We start from the raw sequence: 17,955 nt of genomic DNA, 5'->3' as shown, positions 1-17,955 counted from the left end.
TCTGGAGTGCCCGACTTGGCCGACACCGCCGCCCGCCGTTTCCGTTTTCTCGGCCCGGTCGCGGCCGGCCTCGTCCTCGCCGCCCCCGTGACCGCGCAGCCTGCCCGCCCGGCAGCCGCCCCGGCGGCCCAATCCGAAACCGCCGCCGCCCGCGCCGTGCTGGCCCGCCTCGGCGTCGACACGCGCCGGATCGACCTGGTGCTGGTCGCAGGCCCCACCCCGCAATATCGCGCCCGCACCGCCGCCGGCCGGCTGCGCATCGAGGGCTCCTCGCCGGTCGCGCTGGTGCGCGGCGCCGCCCGCACGCTCGGTCGACAGGGCAGTCTGTTCGTGTCCTGGGAGGGTGTCCGTGCCCGCCCGCTGGCGCTCCGCGACGGCGAGGACAGCGGCGTGGTCGCCTCGCCCTTCTCGCTGCGCGCCTATCTCAACACCTGCACCTATGGCTACACCACGCCCTGGTGGAACTGGGGCCGCTGGGAGCGCGAGATCGACTGGATGGCGGCGCACGGCGTCGACACGCCGCTGGCGATGGAAGGGCAGGAACATGTCTGGCGCGCGCTCTGGCGCGAGCAGGGCATGACCGACGCCCAGATCGCCCAGGGCCTTTCCGCCGCACCCTTCCTGCCCTGGCAGCGCATGGGCAACATCGCCGGCTATCGCGCGCCGCTCTCGGCCAACTGGATCGAGAAGAAGCGCGTTCTCCAGCGCCAGATCCTGGCGCGCATGCGCTCGCTCGGCATGAAGCCGATCCTTCCGGCCTTCTCCGGCTATGTCCCCGAAGCCTTCGCCAAGGCCCACCCGCAGGCCAGGATCTACCAGATGCGGCAATGGGAGGGCTTCCCGGGCACCTATTGGCTCGACCCATCCGACCCGCTGTTCGCCAAGCTCGCCGCCCGCTTCCTCCAGCTCTACACGGCCACCTATGGGCCCGGCGAATACTATCTCGCCGATGCGTTCAACGAGATGGTGCCGCCGATCGCCGAGGACGGCAGCGACGCCCGCGCCGCCACGTACGGCGACGCGATCGCCAACACCGCCGCCACCCGCGCCGCGGCGCTCCCCAAGGAGGTGCGCGACGCCCGGCTCGCGGCGTACGGCGAGCGGCTCTACCGCTCGATCACCGCCGCCGCGCCGGGCGCGACCTGGGTGATGCAGGGCTGGCTGTTCGGTGCCGACAAGGCCTTCTGGACCCCCGACGCGATCGCCGCCTTCCTCTCGAAGGTGCCCGACGAACGGATGCTGATCCTCGACATCGGCAATGATCGCTATCCCGGCATCTGGAACGCGACCAAGGCCTTTTACGGCAAGGGCTGGGCGTACGGCTATGTCCACAACTATGGCGGCAGCAATCCCGTCTATGGCGACCTGGCCTTCTACCGCAGCGACGTGACCGCCGCGCTGGCGAACCCGGGACACGGCCGGATGCGCGGCTTCGGGCTGTTCCCGGAAGGCCTGCACAGCAACAGCATTGCCTATGCCTATGCGTACGACCTCGCCTGGGGCGAGATCGACGCCACGGGCCAGGCACGCCCGCTCGATGCGTGGCTCGGCGACTATACCAGGGCTCGCTACGGCAAGACCTCGCCCGCGCTGGTCGCCGCCTGGGACAAGGCGATCGCGGGCGCCTATACCACCCGCTACTGGACCCCGCGCTGGTGGCACGAACAGGCCGGCGCCTATCTGCTGTTCAAGATGCCCAGCCTCGACGGCGCCGACTATCCCGCCGCTCCCGGCGACCCGGTGGCACTCCGCGCCGGAATCGAAGCGCTGCTCGCCCAAGCCCCGCAGCATGCCGGCGAGCCGCTCTACACCTATGACGTGGTCGACCTCGTCCGCCATTATGCCAGCGTGAAGCTGGACGACCGGATCAAGACCGCCGTCGCCGCCTACAAGACCGGCGACCTCGCTACCGGAGACCGCGCGACTGCCGCTGCCGCGACGCTGGCGAGGGATATCGACGCCATCGCCGGCAACCAGCAGGAAACGCTGGGCAGCTGGCTCGCCGATGCCGCCGCCTATGGCGAGACGCCCGCCGAGAAGGCGGCATTCGTCGAGCAGGCCAAGGCGGTGGTGACCGTCTGGGGCGGCACCGGCCACCTCTCCGACTATGCCTCGCGCGCCTGGCAGGGCCTCTATGCCGGCTATTACTGGCCGCGCTGGCAGCGCTTCCTCGCCGCCCAGCGCGCCGCCGCTGCCGCGCACACCGACCTCGACGCCAAGGCCGCCGCCGCCGCGATCCGCGACTGGCAGGCCCGCTGGCTCAAGGACGGCAGGATGTGGGCTCGCCAGCGCCCCGCTGCCCCGCTAGCCCTTGCCCGCACGCTCCTCGCAGAAAGCGACGCCCGATGACCGAGACCCAGGCCAACACCGTCGCAGCCCTCGCTGGCAAGCCGCGCTTCCTCGCGCTCGACGCGTTTCGCGGCGCCACGATCTTCCTGATGATCCTGGTCAACACCTCGGGCCCCGGCGCGGAACCCTATCCGCAGCTGGTCCATGCCAAGTGGTTCGGCTTCACGCTCGCCGACCTGGTGTTCCCCACCTTCCTGTTCGCGATGGGCAATGCGATGAGCTTCGCCTTCCGCAAGCGGATGGCGACCGGGCCGTTCCTCGCCCGGCTGTTCAGGCGCGGCGCGATCATCTTCGTGCTCGGCTACCTGATGTACTGGTTCCCCTTTGTCGAGCACGGCGTCAATGGCTGGGAGATCAAGCCCTTCGCGCTCACCCGCGTGCCGGGCGTGCTGCAGCGACTGGCGCTCTGCTATGTGCTGGCCGGTCTGCTGATCCGCTGGCTCAGGCCGCGCCAGCTCCTGCTCGCGGGCATTGCGATGCTGCTCGGTTACTGGGCGATCCTGCTCGTCTTCAGCCCCGCGGGCATGGCGTTCGACAAGGCCGCCAACATCGGCACCCAGATCGACCTGTGGCTGCTCGGACCCGGCCATCTCTACAAGAAGGATGGCGGCTTCGATCCCGAAGGCCTGCTCGGCACCCTGCCCGCCACGGTCAACGTGATTGCGGGCTATCTGGCGGGCCTCGCCATCGTCCAGGGCGACGACCTGCGCCGCACCGTCGGTCGCATGGCGGTGATCGGCATTGCGCTGGTGCTGGCCGGGCTCGCCTGGTCACCCTGGTTCCCGATCGCCAAGAAGCTGTGGACCGGCTCCTATGTGCTGCTCACCGTCGGGCTGGACCTGTTGCTGCTCGGGGGTGCGATCTGGCTGATCGAGATCGCCGGATCCAAGCGCGGCACCCGCTTCTTCACCATCCTCGGCCGCAATCCGCTGGCGATCTACCTTTTCTCGGAGCTGTTCGTGACCGTGCTGGGCATGATCCCGGCCGGCGGCGAGCGTGGCACCTATGAGGCTGCCGGGGTCGATATCTTCCAGGGGATCGCGCCGGGCTCGCTGGGCGCGCTGCTCTGCGCCTTCGCCTATACGATGCTGTGCTGGGCGGTAGGCTGGTGGATGGACCGCAAGGGCCTGATCCTCAAGGCCTGAACATCGGCGCGTAACCCGCTTTATTTCAAATAGTTGATCCAGATCAACGGCGGAACGCGGGAGGTGTCTGGCCGTTTGATCGGTTCAGGCGCTGGTCCTCGGCGTCTCTTCTAGAGGTCAACTATGACAGCGTTGGTGCAGCCGGCCGAATTTGCGCGCCCGGCTTCGGCGAACGGAATGCGGGTGCTGGAGCGCAGCGTCTATCGCGGGCCGCACCTGTTCAGCACACGCCCGATGATCCGCGTCCAGGTGGATCTGCGCGATCTGGAGCATTGGCCGAGCCACAAGCTGCCGGGCTTCACCGATGCGCTGCTCGCGCTGCTTCCCGGCCTCGGCATTCACGGCTGCAGCTATCAGCGCCCCGGCGGCTTCGTCGAGCGGCTGCGCGAAGGCACCTGGCTGGGCCATATCGTCGAGCATGTCGCGCTGGAGCTGCAGACGCTGGCAGGCTCGCGCGTCACGCGCGGCAAGACCCGCTCGGTCAAGGACCGGCCGGGCGTCTACAACATCCTTTACACCTACCGCGACGAAGCCGTCGGCCTCGCCGCCGGGCTGGCCGCGATCCGCCTCGTCGCCGATCTGCTGCCCGAGCCGATGCGGCGCGTCGAAGGCCTGCAACTGCTCGGCGCCGCCCCGCTCGATGCGCCGCAGGACGTGCGGGCGATCATCGCATCGCTGCAGGCGCTGCTCAAGGCGACGGCGCTCGGCCCCACCACCCGCGCGCTGGTCGAGGCGGCGGAGCGGCGCGGCATTCCGGTGACGCGGCTCAACGAGCAGAGCCTGATCCAGTTCGGCCATGGCAGCCGCCAGAAGCGCATCCGCGCCAGCATCACCGGCGATACCGCGCAGATCGCGGTCGACGTGGCCGGCAACAAGGCGATGACCAAGCAGCTGCTCGCCGAGGCCGGCCTGCCCGTGCCGCGGGGCGTGGTCGTACGCCGAGTGGAGGAAGCGCTGGTCGAGGCGAAGCGGCTGCGCTGGCCGGTGGTGGTCAAACCGCTGGACGGCAACCACGGCCGCGGCGTCACCACCGGCATCGCCGACGAGGAGGCGCTGTGCACCGCCTTCGCGCTCGCCGCCGAACATGGCCGCCGCGTCATCATCGAGCAGCAGGTGCCGGGCAACGACCACCGTATCCTGGTGGTGAACGGCAAGGTGGTCGCCGTAGCCGAGCGCGTGCCGGCGCAGGTCATCGGCGACGGCCTCCATTCGATCGCGCAGCTGATCGACGATCTCAACCAGGACCCGCGTCGCGGCACGGGGCATGAAAATGTCCTCACTCGCATCGCCATCGACCAGGCAATGCTGACGCTGCTCGAAAAGGCCGGGCGCACCCCCGCGACCGTTCCGATGGCCGGCGAGCGCGTGATCCTCCGCGACACCGCCAACCTCTCGACCGGCGGCACTGCGGTCGACCGCACCGACGTCCTCCACCCGGCCAACCGCGCCATTGCCGAGCAGGCGGCAGCGGTGGTCGGACTCGACGTGTGCGGGATCGACTTCCTCTCCCCCGACATCCGCCGCCCGGTGCGCGAAACCGGCGGCGGCATCGTCGAGGTGAACGCCGCGCCCGGCTTCCGCATGCATCTGGAGCCGTCCAGCGGCACGCCGCGAGACGTCGCCACCCCGGTGATCGACATGCTCTACCCGCGCGGCAGTCGTGCCCGCATCCCGATCTTCGCGATCACCGGCACCAACGGCAAGTCGACCACCGCGCGGATGGTCTCACGCATCCTCTGCCAGGCGGGCCGCAATGTCGGCATGACGACGACCAGCGGCATCTATTTCAACGGCCATCTGATGACCGAGGCCGATGCCAGCGGCCCCAAGAGCGCGCGCATGGTGCTGCGCAATCCGGCGGTCGACGTCGCGGTGCTGGAGACGGCGCGCGGCGGCATCCTGCGCGAAGGTCTGGGCTTTGACGGCGCCGATGTCGGCGCGGTGCTCAACGTCACCGCCGATCATCTCGGGCTGAAGGGTATCGACACGGTCGAGGATCTCGCCAAGGTCAAGGGCGTGGTGGTGGAGAGCGTCGCCCGGCGCGGGCATTCGGTGCTCAACGCTGACGATCCGATGTGCCACCGCATCGCCCGCCATGCGCGCGGCACGATCGTCTGGTTCTCGCTCTATGGCGGCCAAGACCTGTCGAGCGACCTGCGCCGCCACATCGCAGAGGGCGGCACGGCAGTGGTGCGCGAACCCGGCAGCTATGGCGGCTGCATCGTGCTTCATCGGGCCGGCGAAAGCACCGAGCTGATGCCCGCCGCCGACATTCCCGCGACGCTGGGCGGCATCGCCGAGTTCAACATCGCCAACGCGCTGGCTGCCGTCGCGATGTGCGCGGTGCAGCGCGTGCCGCTGGATGCGATCCGCGAAGGGCTGCGCGCGTTCAGCGCCTCGTTCGAGGACTCGCCGGGCCGGCTCAACATCCACGACGCGCACGGCATGCGCTGCATCCTGGATTATGCCCACAATCCCGCAGGGCTGCGCGCGCTAGGCCAGGTGATCGAGCGCATGCGCTGGCGCTACAACCGGGTGATCGGCATGGTCAGCATCCCCGGCGACCGGCGCGACTGCGACATTGTCGAGATGGGGCAGCTTGCCGGCGAGATCTTCGACACGATCGTCTTCCGCGAGGCCCCGGACGGGCGCGGACGTCCGCGAGGGGAGACCAACGGGCTGATGTCGCAGGGCGCAATGCAGGCCGGCGTATCGCCCGATCGCGTGCACCGGATCGTCGACGAGATGGAGGCGGTAGATACCGTGCTGCAGCTCGGACGCCCGGGCGATCTGCTGGTGATCATGCCCAGCGCCATCCAGGCGGTGTGGGACCGTATCCTCGCCTTCCACCCCGCCGCGTCGGCATCGCAGGAGCCCATCCATGCCTGAGGCAACCCGCTGGTCCCTGATCGTCCATGGCGGCGCCAAGACGATCGACCCCGCGCTGCACGACCGCAACCGCGCCGGCTGCGCGGCGGCGGCGGAGGCTGGCGCGGCAGTGCTGCGCGCGGGCGGCAGTGCGGTGTTCGCCGCCGAAGTGGCGGTACGGGTGCTGGAGGACGATCCGGTATTCAACGCCGGCTTCGGCTCGGTGCGGACCAGCGACGGCATGGTCGAGATGGACGCGGCGATGATGGAGGGTTCCGGCCTCACCCTCGGCGCCGTCGCGGGGGTTCGCCGCGTGCGCAATCCGGTGAGCGTCGCTCGGCTGATGCTCCCGGCCCGGCCCGTGCTGCTCGCCGGCGAAGGCGCCGAGCGGTTCGCCACGGATCACGGCATCGCGCTGGTCGATCCCGAGACGATGATTTCGCGCGAGGCGCTCGCCTCCGAACATGCCAAGGCGCACGATACGGTCGGCTGCGTCGCGATCGACACGACCGGCGCGATCGCCGCCGCGACCTCCACCGGCGGGCTGCCGGGCAAGCATCCCGGCCGCATCGGCGACTCCCCCATCGCGGGGGCGGGGCTCTATGCCGACGACACGCTGGGCGGCTGCGCCTTTTCGGGCGATGGCGAGGCGATCCTCCGCACGGTGCTTGCCGCGCAGGTGATGCACGCGCTCGAACACGGCGGCTCGGCAACCGAGGCCGCCGAACACGCCATCGCCCGGCTCGGCCGGGTCGGCGGCGAGGCGGGCGCGATCGTCATCGAACGCTCCGGCGCCGTCGGCATCGCCCATAACAGCGACCATTTCGCCCTCGCCCTGCACACAAGCGCGCTCGATGCCGTGCGCGCAGCCGTCCACCGCGACGAACTCAAGGATCTATTGCATGGCTGAACAGGGCGGACCGCTGATCATCATCGGCGGGCACGAAGACAAGGAAGGCGACAAGACCATCCTCAAGGAGGTCGCGGCACGGGTGAAGGACGGCAAGCTCGTCATCGCCACCGTCGCCAGCCACCAGCCGGACGGCTATTTCGACGCCTATCAGAAGGCGTTCGGCGCGCTGGGAGTGCACGATCTGGTCGAGCTCTATGTCCATGAACGCGGCGAGACGCTGGAGCAGGAAACCCAGTCGGTCTTCGACGGCGCCGCAGGCATCTTCTTCACCGGCGGCGACCAGCTGCGCATCTCCAGCCAGATCGGCGACACGCCGGTCGAGCGGATGGTGCGCGACATCCACGCGCGCGGCGGCGTCGTCGCGGGCACCTCGGCCGGCGCGTCGGTGATGAGCGAGACGATGCTGGTCAAGGGCAGCAGCGCGGAATCGCACCGCATCGGCGACCTGCACATGGCACCCGGCCTGGGGCTGGTGCGCGACGTGATCATCGACCAGCATTTCGCCGAGCGTGGCCGGATCGGGCGGCTGCTCGGCGCGGTGGCGCAGAATCCGCGCGTACTGGGCATCGGCATCGACGAGGATACCGCGATCGTGCTGGAGGGCTGCTGCTTCCGCGTCGTCGGCGCAGGCGCGGTCTATATCGTCGACGGCTCGGGGGTAACCCGCTCCAACATCGCCGAGGCGAGCCCCGAACGCACCCTGTCGATGCACAATGTCTGCCTGCATGTGCTCAGCCATGGCGACAGCTTCGATCTGGAGGCACGTCGGCCGCTTTCTCGCGAGACCTGACCGTCCCGGCTTGCCACCCGGGCCATCCCTTGGCACGTATCGTATACGTTAGACCATCGGGAAGCACGGGATCATGCAGCGTCGAACTCTATTGACCGGCGCGATCGGCGCGGGCGTCGTAGCGACGCTGCCGAGCGCGGCGGCGGCGGCCCCGGTGGCACCGTCCCCCCGTACGCGCGTGCAGCTGGACAGGGATTGGCGCTTTCACCTCGGCCACGCGTCGGACGTTGCCAGGGACTTCAACTTCGGCCGCAACCAGCAGACCTATGCCAAGGCAGGTGCCGAGACCGCCGATGCCGCCATGGCCGCGTTCGACGACAAGGGTTGGTCACCGGTGCAGCTGCCCCACGACTGGGCGGTGGAACTGCCCTATGCATTGCCGCCGGGGACCAAGCCCGAGGACGCCAAGGACGATGTCGCGGCGCATGGCTTCAAGGCGATCGGCCGCGACTTTCCGGCGAACAGCGTCGGCTGGTATCGTCGCCTGCTGCCGATCGAGGCGAGTGACGCCGGCAAGCGCATCTGGCTGGAATTCGACGGGGTGTTCCGCGACGCGATCGTGTTCGTCAACGGCTATGTCGTCGCGCGGAACGAGAGCGGCTATGCGCCCTTCCGGGCCGACATTACCGACTTCCTGACCTTCGACGGCCAGCCCAACCAGCTCGCGGTGCGCGCAGACGCGAGCTTCGGCGAGGGCTGGTTCTACGAGGGCGCGGGGATCTACCGGCCGGTATGGCTGGTCAAGGCGTCGCCGGTGCATGTGCCCCAATGGGGGAGCTTCGTCCGCAGCACGATCACGCCGGCGGGTGCGCAGATCACGGCGGCGATCGAAGTTCGCAATACAACCGAGGCTCCCGCGTCGGTCACGCTGCGCCAGCACATCGTGGATGCTGAGGGCGCAATCGTCGCCCGCTTCCCCGACGCCGCGCTGGCCCTTGCCGCCGACGCGCTGGTGACGCACGAGGCGAACGTCGCCCTGCCCACGCCGCAGCTCTGGTCGATCGATACGCCGGTGCTCTACCGGCTGGTCAGCGAACTGCGCGCGAACGGCGCGGCGATCGATCGCTACGAGACCAGCTTCGGCATCCGATCGATCCGCTTCGATGCGGAGCGCGGCTTCTTCCTCAACGACCAGCCGGTAAAGCTGCTGGGGGTGTGCAACCATCAGGACCATGCCGGCGTCGGCACCGCCATGCCGCCGGCGCTCGACGCGTGGCGGATCGCGCGGACCAAGGAAATGGGCGCCAATGCCTGGCGCAGCGCACACAATCCTCCCTCCGAGGCCTTTCTCGAAGCCTGCGACCGGATGGGCATGCTGGTGATCGACGAGGCCCGGCGCAACAGCACCGATCCGGAATCGACCAGCCAGCTCGAGCGCATCCTGCGCCGCGACCGCAACCACCCCAGCATCATCCTCTGGTCGGTCGGCAACGAAGAGCCGCAGGCGATGAACGCCCGCGGCGGGCGGGTGAGTCATGCGATGGTCGCGCATGTCCGCAGGCTCGACCCCACCCGCCCGACCACCCAGGCGTTCGACCGGGGACAGTACGAGGCCGCCGCGCGCGAGGTGGACGTGATCGGCTTCAACTACCACACCGAACGGACCGTCCCCTTCCACCAGCGCTTCCCGAACCAACCGATCATCGGCACCGAAACGGCGAGCACGGTCGCCACGCGGGGGGCGTATTTCAACGACAAGGCGCGCCAGATCGTCCGCGCCTATGACACCGAGTTCCCCGCCTGGGCCTCCACCGCCGAGCAATGGTGGAAGATCGCCGATGCGCACCCCTATGTCGCCGGGGGCTTCATCTGGACCGGCTTCGACTATCGCGGCGAGCCGACCCCGCACGCGCTGTGGCCCGCCGCCTCCAGCTATTTCGGGGTGATGGACCTGTGCGGCTTCCCGAAGGACAATTACTGGTACTACCGCGCCTGGTGGCGGCCCGAGCCGCTGGTCCACCTGCTGCCGCACTGGAACTGGCCGGGCCGCGAGGGGCAGGCGATCGAGGTGTGGGCCTATAGCAATGCCGAGGCGGTGGAACTGCTGCTCAACGGCCGCAGCCTCGGGCGCCGTGCGGTGGAGCGTGCCGGCCATGTCGAATGGCGCGTGCCCTATGCGCCCGGACGGCTGGAAGCGCGGGCGATCCGCGGTGGCCGCGTGGTCGCGACCAGCGTGCGCGAAACCAGCGGCCCCGCCGCCGCGATCCGCCTCACCACCGATCGCCGCCAGATCGCAGCCGACGGGCGCGATCTGGCGATCGTTCAAGCCGAGATCGTCGATGCCCGCGGCCGTCCCGTCGCCACCGCCGACACGCCGCTGCGCTTCGCGGTCGAAGGCCCGGCGGAGCGGATCGGCGTCGGCAACGGCGATCCGACCAGCCATGAAAGCGACAAGGCGCCCACCCGCCGCGCGTTCAATGGTCTGGCCCAGGTGATCCTGCGCCATCAGGGCGACGCGGGAGTCATCCGACTGTCGGTCACCGGCCAAGACGTCCGGCCGGCGACCATCGCCATCTTGGCGCGCTGATCAAAAGCCCCCCCCCGCTGACGATGCCGGGGAGAGAGACTGCCTGGTTTAGCGTCGGCCGGGGCGCGTTTCAGTCCTGATCGGGCGCAAGTGCCGCCGCCAGCGCGTCGGCTGCTTGAGCGCGGCGTTCGACGATGCCGGCGGTCATCCGCAGCACCAGCTCGCGCGCGCCTTGCCAGTGGCTGCCGCTGCGGCGGGCATGAGGAAGCTGCGGCAGACCGCCCACGGCGCTGCCCCAGCCGGTCGCCAGCGCCTCGACCCGCGCGGCGACGCCGGCGTCGGGCCCGGCGCCGCTCAGAAGGAGCGAGGGAAAGGGCAGCCGGATCTTCGGCGAGGCAAAATGATCGGCATCGCCCTCGCCCTCGATCGGATCGATCAGCACGGCCCCGGCCACGCGTGCGATATAGTCCCGCGGGGACAGGCGGGCCCACCAGGTCGCGGCAAAGCAGCTCGCGCCGTTGGCGACAAGCAGCACCGGCCGCTCGGCATGGAGGATCGCCGAATCGAGCTTCACCGCCCAAAGACTGCGCTGGCGCGGCGTTTCCTCGGAATAATCCACATGCGCATCGCTGCGGAGCGGCGTGCCGAAGAGCGCCGACAGGGCCCTTGCCGGTCCGGTACCGGTACTGATCACCGAAAATCGATCGAGCGGGGCCGTGGCGAGCGTCATGGCGTTGCGTCCCGAGTCCAAGTCGAGCGAGGCTATATCCAAGCGCGAAGCTGTGCAATGCCGCAGCGGCAGGGCCGGGCCGCACCCGAGGCACGGTTCGGCGCGGCGGCGATCGGGGACAAGGGGGCACGGAAACGCGATGCGAAGCCGATGGGCGTGGGCGATCCCGGGCGCGGTGGCACTTGCCGCCGCATCCCCTGCCCTCGCGCAGGCGCGGCTTCAGCGGAGCTTTTCCCAGTATAATGCGCGCGCCTGGCATCTGGTGGATGGCGCCCCACCCGATATCTGGGCCCTTGCCCAGTCGCCGGATGGCTGGCTGTGGCTGGGCACCGGCGCCGGCCTCTACCGCTTCGACGGCATCCGCTTCGAGCCGGTATCGCCCAAGATCGGCCGCTACCCGTCGCGCAACATCACCGCCTTGCTGCCCGATCCCGACGGCAGCCTGTGGATCGGCTATTTCTCCGGCCAGGTCTCGCGCCTGCGCGGCACGCGGCTGGACACGTTCGGACAAGGCAACGCCGCCGTCGAGGAGCTGGCGCGCGGGCGGGACGGGACGATCTGGGCGGCGCTGAGCGGGCCGCAAGGCGGGCTGCTCCGGATCAGCGGTGGGCGTGCGACGCGCATCGGGGCCGATCACGGCGTGCCGCCCGGCCGCATCTACAGCGTCGTCGCCGCGCGCGACGGGGCGGTGTGGATCACCAGCGCGCGGGACATCCGGGTCCGTCGCCCCGGCGCGTCGCGGTTCGAGCCGGTGCATGCCGCGGCGCCCCACACGCGTCTGGCCGAGGCGCCGGACGGCATCGTCTGGGCCTCCGGTGGCGCAGGCCCTGCGGCGTCCCGCGCCGTTCCCGGTCTGGCCATCGCGCTCCAGCCGCCCGGTTTGCGGTCGCCTGGTGCCGATCGGATCGGGTTCGATTCCACCGGTACGCTGTGGCGCACCCTCTATGACGGCGGCGTGCTCCAGACCCGCGGCTTGCCCGGCGCGCCGGTGCATACGCGCCTGGGCCTGCAACAGGGCCTGCCCTCGCTGGTGGCGGTGCCGCTGCTGGAGGACCGCGAGGCCAATCTGTGGGTCGGCACCAATCTCGGCCTGGTGCGACTGCGCCCGGTGAGCGCAACGGTGGCGCTGGGCGTCGATGACCAGACATTGGGCGGCTTCCAGCTCGCGGTGCTGCCCGACGGCACCGTCTATGCCGCCAACCCGCACACGCTGTACCGGGCGCGCCCTGGCGAGCCGCTCAGCCGCCTGCGGCACTTCTCGACGCCCATCGAGCAGATCGAGGCGGACGGGGCCGACCTCGTCGTGGCGCTGCCCGATCGCTTCCTGCGCGTGCGCGGCGATGCGATCTCGCCGCTCCCCGTGCCCCCGCCGCCGGGCGCGGTCCGCAGCTGGAGCCGATCGGACGGCACGGTGTGGATCACCGTGGAGGATCTCGGCGTGTTCCACCTTGCGGCGGGGCGCTGGCGGCATTTCGGCGCGCGGAACCGGCCGGCAGACCGTCTCCACACCGCCTCCGGCGCAGGGGGCGGCAGCTGGTTCTACGGCCACAACCGCCTCTATCGGCGACAGGGCGAGGCGCTGGTCGCGGTACCCGGTGACGATATCGGGGCGATCGCGCTCGTCTCGGCCGGGCCTGCCGGGCTGCTGATCGGCGGCGAACTCGGGCTGGCCCGGCTGGAGCAGGGCCGCCTGCGCGCGATCGACACCGCGCGGGCGCCGGTGCTGGGCGGGATCACCGGCCTGGCGCAGGCGCGCGACGGCACCGTCTGGATCAACGGCGTGCAGGGGCTGGTCCGCACCAACAAGCCGGCGCTCGACGCCGCCTTCCACCATGCCCGCACGCCCTTGGCCCATCGACTGTTCACCGCGGCGGACGGGTTGCCCGGCGTCGCCCAGCAGGATGCGCACAGAAGCACCGCCGTGCGCGGTGGCGACGGCCGGATCTGGGTTGCGGACAATGTCGGCATCGGCTGGATGGATCCGGCCGGGATCGTCCATAATCCCCTGCCACCCCCGGTCGTGATCCGCAGCGTCACCGCCAACGGACGGGCCGAGCCGGCGGCAGGGCCGATCGCGCTCCCTGCCGGCACCGCCAATCTGCGCATCGCCTATACGGCGCTCAGCCTGGCGCAGGCCGAGCGGGTACGGTTTCGCTACCGCCTGGTGGGCGTCGACCGCGACTGGGTGGAGGCCGGCACCGCCCGCGAGGCCTATTATGCCAATCTCGGACCCGGCCGGATGCGGTTTCAGGTGATCGCCGCCAACAATGACGGGGTTTGGAACACGACTGGCGCGAGCGTCGACTTCACCATCGCGCCGCGCTTCTACCAGACCGGCTGGTTCCGGCTGCTCGCGATCGGCTTGGGCGCGGGCACCCTGTGGCTGCTCTATGCCTGGCGGATGCGCGAGCTGATGGCGCGGGGCCGCGCCCGTGCCGAGGCGAAGATCGCCGAACGCGAACGCATCGCCCGCGAACTGCACGACACGCTGCTGCAAAGCATGCAGGGACTGATGCTGCGCTTCCAGGCCGCCGCCTATGCGACCGATCCGGGCTCGCGGGCGCACCAGCTGCTCGATTCCGCACTGGACCGCGCCGACGACGTGATGGTCGAGGCGCGCAACCGCGTGATGGCGCTGCGCAGCATCGTCCGCGCAGGGGATCCGCAGCCGCTGATCGAGGAGCTTGCCCGCTGCCTCGGCGAGGAAGGCCTGGCGGTCAGCGTGACGCGCGAGGGGCCGCCGCTGCGCTATGCCCCCGCGCAGCTGGAGCAGCTGCTGGCCATCGTCCAGGAGGCACTCGCCAATGTGCGGCGGCATGCCGGCGTGACCAAGGCGGCGGTGGCGCTGCGCACCGGGCGCAGGACGCTCGAGGTGGAGATCCGCGATGCAGGCCCCGGCATTCCCGCCGATATCCTCGCCGCAGGGGGGCGCCCCGGCCATTACGGGCTGCAGGGCATGCGCGAGCGCGCTCAGGCGCTGGGCGGCACGCTCACGATAGAACGCTGCGCGCCAAGCGGCACCGTGGTGCGACTGACCCTGCCGAAGTGAAGCGGTGCTTGCGTCTGCATTGTTTCTGAACGATGAGAGAGACCGCCCGATCGCTTTCCGTTAAGGGAACCCATCGTCGCGCGGGGGCGGACCTAGGCTAACGGGTGGCAATGACGTCGTTTGATCGCACGCTGGAACGCTTGCCCCTGCTTGGGGAACGGCGGGCGCTCGCCTATGGCATCACGCTCGGCTTCTGTGTCGCGGCATGGTGGCTGCGGCTGGCGCTGGATCCCCTTTTTCCGCCGGGCTTTCCCTATCTCACCTTCTTTCCCGCGGTCATTCTCGCCTCGTTTCTGTTCGGGCGGGGGCCCGGGATACTGGCGGGCCTGCTGTGCGGGCTGCTGGCCTGGTATTATTTCATCCCGCCGATCCGCAGCTTCGCACTTTCGCGCACCACGGGGGTGGCGCTTGTTTTCTACCTGGGCGTCGTGACGGTGGACATCCTGCTGGTGCACTGGATGCAGCGCGCCAATGCCCGCCTCGCCGCCGAGCGCGAGCGCAGCGCCCGGCTCGCCGCGCGCACCGAGATCCTGTTCGAGGAACTGCAGCACCGTGTCTCGAACAACCTGCAGATGGTGGGGGCGATGCTGGCACTGCAGCGTCGCACCGTGGCGGATGGCGAGGCGAAACGCGCGATTGGTGATGCCGCGGCCAAGCTGCAGCTGATCGGGCGCATTCAGCGCCGGCTCTATGGCAGCCGGGGCGAACCGCTGGCGCTCGACGCGTTCATCAGCGCGCTGGTCGAGGATCTCGCCGCGAGCGGCGGCAAGCCGGGCATCCGCCATGTCGTGCAGGCGGACACGGCGGTGCTGCTCCCGCCGGACCGGGCGATCCCGCTGGCGCTGATCGTCGCCGAGGGCATCGCCAACGCGATCGAGCATGGCTTCGCCGATCGTGAGGAAGGCGAGATCCTCGTCGCCGTCGAATGCGCCGACGGGCTGCTGACGCTCACCATCCGGGATGACGGGCTGGGGGTGGCGCCGGACTTCGACGTGCACCGCGCCGACAGCCTCGGGCTGCGGATCGCCCGTAGTCTGGCACAGGGCCTCGCCGCCGAGCTGCACATCGCCGCGGCCGGCCCGGGCACCCTGGTCACGCTTCGCGGCGTCCCCATCGATCCCAATCCGCGCACGGACTGACAAGGATCAAGGCCGCTGGCGCGAACCCGCCGCATGCCGTACACTGTTCGCAGCGGAGGGCAGTCATGGAACAGCGTTCTAGCACCCCGATGGCGGCACGACTGGGCTTCAAGCCCGGCATGCGCGTCTGGTTTCACGACATGCCGGCCCCGATCCGCGCCGCGATCGCACCCGAACGCGCGGCGCTGGAGGAACTTGGCTGCGCGACGGACGGCGTGCAGGGGGTGCATTTGTTCGCATCCCGGCGCGATCCGCTGGAGCGCGAACTGGCGGCGCTGCGCTCGCTGCTCTCCAGCAACGGCTTCTGCTGGGTGTCCTGGCCCGACCAGGGCGGGTGCGAGGTCGATTCGGCAGTCGTGACCGATCTTGCCGCCGCGCTGGGATGGACCGAACGCGATCGCTGCGCCCTCGGCGGATGGGCAGGCATCAAGCTGACGCACGGTACTCGTATCGACAGCGGAACAATGCCGCTCTAGACATACTTCCGGACAACAACCGAATGGACAGCGGCATCGTCTTGCGCGAGGTTAGCCGCAGATCTTGCTATGACCTCCCCGATGCGCCCCTGGCCCTCCGATCCCGCCACGCCGGATCATGAACGCATCGCGAATGCCGTGGCATTCTGCGAGCGCGTCGCCCTGCGACACAGTTGCCGGAGCTTCTCGAACAAGCCGGTGCCGCGCGCGGTGATCGAAACCGCCATCGCCGCCGCAGGGACCGCGCCCAGCGGCGCCAATCGCCAGCCCTGGCACTTCGCCGCCATCTCCTCGCCCGGGGCGAAGACCGCGCTGCGCGTCGCGGTGGAGGAAGAGGAGCGCAATTTCTACGGCGGCATCGGCGGCAGCGAGTGGCAGGGGCTGCTCCGCGATCTCGGCGCGCGCGCGGAAAAGCCTTATCTCGAAACCGCACCCTGGGTTCTCATCGCCTTCGGCCAGACCAAGGCGACCGAAACCGATCGCTTTCCCAATCCGCACATGACCGAAAGCGTCAGCATCGCCTGCGGACTGCTGCTGACCACGCTGCACCTGGCGGGTCTCGCCACGCTGGTCCACACCGCGACGCCGGCGCGGTTCCTCAACCGCCTGTGCCGCCGTCCCGAGCATGAGCGGCCGGTGATGATGATCGTCGTCGGCCACCCCGCCGCCGATGCCGAGGTGCCGGCCGCCGCGCTGGTGCGCAAGCCGCTGGACCAGATTGCCAGCTGGCTCTGAACGCGCCGCGCATTCGCGCCTTCGCGAAGCTCCAAACGGCCTCTAAGTCGATCGGGTGACCACCCCGATTCCCGCTCGCCTGCTTTCGCTCGATCTCGTTCGCGGTACCGCGCTGCTCGGCATCCTGCTGCTCAACATCGTCGGCTTCGCGATGCCGGAGGCCGCCTATTTCAACCCGCGCGCCTATGGCGGCTGGCACGGTGCCGACCTTGCCGCGTGGCTGGTGAACTTCCTGTTCTTCGACGGCCGGATGCGGGGCCTGTTCTCCTTCCTGTTCGGCGCCTCGCTGCTGATCGTGACGGATGCGGCCGAGGCCGCAGGGCTAGACCCTGCACGCGCGCATTATGCCCGCATGGGGTGGCTGCTCCTGTTCGGCCTCGCCCATCTGTGGCTGGTCTGGCACGGCGACATCCTCGCCCACTATGCGCTGGTCGGCATGATCGCCTATCCGCTGCGCCGCCTGCCCGTGGCGAAGCTGGTCAGTCTGGGCGCGGTGCTGGTGCTGGCCAGCGCCGCGATCTTCGCGATGCTGGCCCATGACGCCAGGCGGTTATCGCTGCTCCCGGCCAGCGCGCAGGGCGAAGTTGGCGCATTGGTCGGCGCCTTCGGCACGCCCCCGCCGGACCGGATCGGGGCGGAACTGGCGGTGCACCGCGGCGACTATGCCGGACTGGTCGCGCAGCGTTTCGCCGAATATGCCGGAAGCCCGATCGCGATGCTGAGCCTCTATGGCTGGGAGACGCTCGGCTACATGCTGTTCGGCATGGCGGCGCTGCGCAGCGGGCTGCTCGCCGGCGCGTGGCCCCGCGATCGCCTGCTTCGCTGGTGGCTGCGCAGCTGGGCACTCGCCCTGCCCGCCTATCTGCTGCTGGCCTGCTGGCAGATCGGCGAAGGATTCAGCCTGTTCGCGGTGCTTGCCGCCGGCGTGACCCTGCCGGCCTTGGTGCGGCCCGCGATGATCCTCGGCTGGGCCTGCCTGATCCTGCTGCTCGCCCGCCCCGGCGGCTGGCTGACGACGCGGGTGGCCGCGGCGGGCCGCATGGCCTTTTCGAACTATCTCGCGACCAGCATCGTCTGCGTGCTGCTGTTCGATGGCTATGGCCTGGGCTGGTTCGGCGAGCTTTCGCGCTGGCAGCTCTACCCGATCGTCGGCGCGGTTTGGGTGCTGCTGCTTGCCTGGTCCCGTCCTTGGCTGCAGCGCTTCCGCTATGGCCCGCTCGAATGGCTTTGGCGGAGCCTGGCACGCCGCAGCCTGCAACCCATTCGCAATAGCCTTGCAAGTCGCTCGCAATAG

12 protein-coding genes are annotated in these 17,955 nt (G+C 69.9%); 11 read left to right on the top strand and 1 reads right to left on the bottom strand.

Features of this window, described 5'->3' with window-relative positions:
* The first annotated feature begins 15 nt into the window (after window positions 1–15).
* From OIM94_RS17335 to galA, 6 genes are all read left to right on the top strand, one after another.
* Complete coding sequence (locus OIM94_RS17335) at window positions 16–2,349, top strand: alpha-N-acetylglucosaminidase (RefSeq protein ID WP_264607904.1); 2,334 nt, start codon at window positions 16–18, stop codon at window positions 2,347–2,349.
* Entirely contained in the window at window positions 2,346–3,494 is a 1,149-nt protein-coding gene (locus tag OIM94_RS17330) for an acyltransferase family protein (protein WP_264607903.1), read from the top strand. Before OIM94_RS17335 ends, OIM94_RS17330 begins: the two co-directional genes overlap by 4 nt.
* 123 nt (window positions 3,495–3,617) lie before the next feature.
* The gene (cphA, locus tag OIM94_RS17325) at window positions 3,618–6,383 is read left to right on the top strand and encodes a cyanophycin synthetase (RefSeq protein WP_264607902.1); all 2,766 of its coding nucleotides are present in this window, start codon (window positions 3,618–3,620) and stop codon (window positions 6,381–6,383) included.
* Window positions 6,376–7,272: an isoaspartyl peptidase/L-asparaginase family protein gene (locus OIM94_RS17320; protein WP_264607901.1), complete on the top strand. Its 897-nt coding sequence runs from the start codon at window positions 6,376–6,378 to the stop codon at window positions 7,270–7,272. Before cphA ends, OIM94_RS17320 begins: the two co-directional genes overlap by 8 nt.
* Window positions 7,265–8,065: a cyanophycinase gene (locus tag OIM94_RS17315; protein ID WP_264607900.1), complete on the top strand. Its 801-nt coding sequence runs from the start codon at window positions 7,265–7,267 to the stop codon at window positions 8,063–8,065. The genes OIM94_RS17320 and OIM94_RS17315 overlap by 8 nt, the downstream gene beginning before the upstream one ends.
* A 73-nt stretch (window positions 8,066–8,138) precedes the next feature.
* Window positions 8,139–10,592 carry a beta-galactosidase GalA gene (galA, locus tag OIM94_RS17310; protein WP_264607899.1) on the top strand — a complete coding sequence of 818 codons (2,454 nt, stop codon included), beginning with the start codon at window positions 8,139–8,141 and terminating at the stop codon, window positions 10,590–10,592.
* 70 nt (window positions 10,593–10,662) lie between these two features.
* On the opposite strand, the gene OIM94_RS17305 is transcribed toward galA, so the two are convergent.
* Window positions 10,663–11,262 (bottom strand): alpha/beta hydrolase, encoded by a 600-nt coding sequence (locus tag OIM94_RS17305; RefSeq protein ID WP_264607898.1) that lies wholly within the window; start codon window positions 11,260–11,262, stop codon window positions 10,663–10,665.
* Window positions 11,263–11,401: 139 nt separating this feature from the next.
* On the opposite strand from OIM94_RS17305, the gene OIM94_RS17300 reads away from it, so the two are divergent.
* From OIM94_RS17300 to OIM94_RS17280, 5 genes are all read left to right on the top strand, one after another.
* Window positions 11,402–14,311, top strand: coding sequence for a sensor histidine kinase (locus OIM94_RS17300; protein ID WP_264607897.1), 2,910 nt, complete (start codon window positions 11,402–11,404; stop codon window positions 14,309–14,311).
* Between the two features lie 110 nt (window positions 14,312–14,421).
* Window positions 14,422–15,450, top strand: a complete 1,029-nt coding sequence (locus OIM94_RS17295) for a sensor histidine kinase (RefSeq protein ID WP_264607896.1) — start codon at window positions 14,422–14,424, stop codon at window positions 15,448–15,450.
* Between the two features lie 65 nt (window positions 15,451–15,515).
* Window positions 15,516–15,926 (top strand): hypothetical protein, encoded by a 411-nt coding sequence (locus tag OIM94_RS17290; RefSeq protein WP_264607895.1) that lies wholly within the window; start codon window positions 15,516–15,518, stop codon window positions 15,924–15,926.
* A gap of 81 nt (window positions 15,927–16,007) precedes the next feature.
* Window positions 16,008–16,661, top strand: a complete 654-nt coding sequence (locus tag OIM94_RS17285; protein ID WP_264607894.1) for a nitroreductase family protein — start codon at window positions 16,008–16,010, stop codon at window positions 16,659–16,661.
* Window positions 16,662–16,716: 55 nt separating this feature from the next.
* Window positions 16,717–17,955 carry a DUF418 domain-containing protein gene (locus OIM94_RS17280; RefSeq protein ID WP_264607893.1) on the top strand — a complete coding sequence of 413 codons (1,239 nt, stop codon included), beginning with the start codon at window positions 16,717–16,719 and terminating at the stop codon, window positions 17,953–17,955.

The organism is Sphingomonas sp. R1, assembly GCF_025960285.1.
In the GTDB taxonomy this organism is placed as follows: domain Bacteria; phylum Pseudomonadota; class Alphaproteobacteria; order Sphingomonadales; family Sphingomonadaceae; genus Sphingomonas.
Note: the sequence above shows the minus strand (reverse complement) of the source record. Positions and strands in the feature narration are given on the sequence as shown.

Bases quoted from the DNA above. Each gene is read 5' to 3' on its own strand.
- OIM94_RS17295 (WP_264607896.1), top strand. From the start codon at position 14,422: ATGACGTCGTTTGATCGCACGCTGGAACGCTTGCCCCTGCTTGGGGAA.
- OIM94_RS17330 (WP_264607903.1), top strand. From the start codon at position 2,346: ATGACCGAGACCCAGGCCAACACCGTCGCAGCCCTCGCTGGCAAGCCG.
- OIM94_RS17290 (WP_264607895.1), top strand. From the start codon at position 15,516: ATGGAACAGCGTTCTAGCACCCCGATGGCGGCACGACTGGGCTTCAAG.
- OIM94_RS17305 (WP_264607898.1), bottom strand. From the start codon at position 11,262: ATGACGCTCGCCACGGCCCCGCTCGATCGATTTTCGGTGATCAGTACC.
- galA (WP_264607899.1), top strand. From the start codon at position 8,139: ATGCAGCGTCGAACTCTATTGACCGGCGCGATCGGCGCGGGCGTCGTA.
- OIM94_RS17285 (WP_264607894.1), top strand. From the start codon at position 16,008: ATGCGCCCCTGGCCCTCCGATCCCGCCACGCCGGATCATGAACGCATC.
- OIM94_RS17320 (WP_264607901.1), top strand. From the start codon at position 6,376: ATGCCTGAGGCAACCCGCTGGTCCCTGATCGTCCATGGCGGCGCCAAG.
- OIM94_RS17300 (WP_264607897.1), top strand. From the start codon at position 11,402: ATGCGAAGCCGATGGGCGTGGGCGATCCCGGGCGCGGTGGCACTTGCC.
- cphA (WP_264607902.1), top strand. From the start codon at position 3,618: ATGACAGCGTTGGTGCAGCCGGCCGAATTTGCGCGCCCGGCTTCGGCG.
- OIM94_RS17315 (WP_264607900.1), top strand. From the start codon at position 7,265: ATGGCTGAACAGGGCGGACCGCTGATCATCATCGGCGGGCACGAAGAC.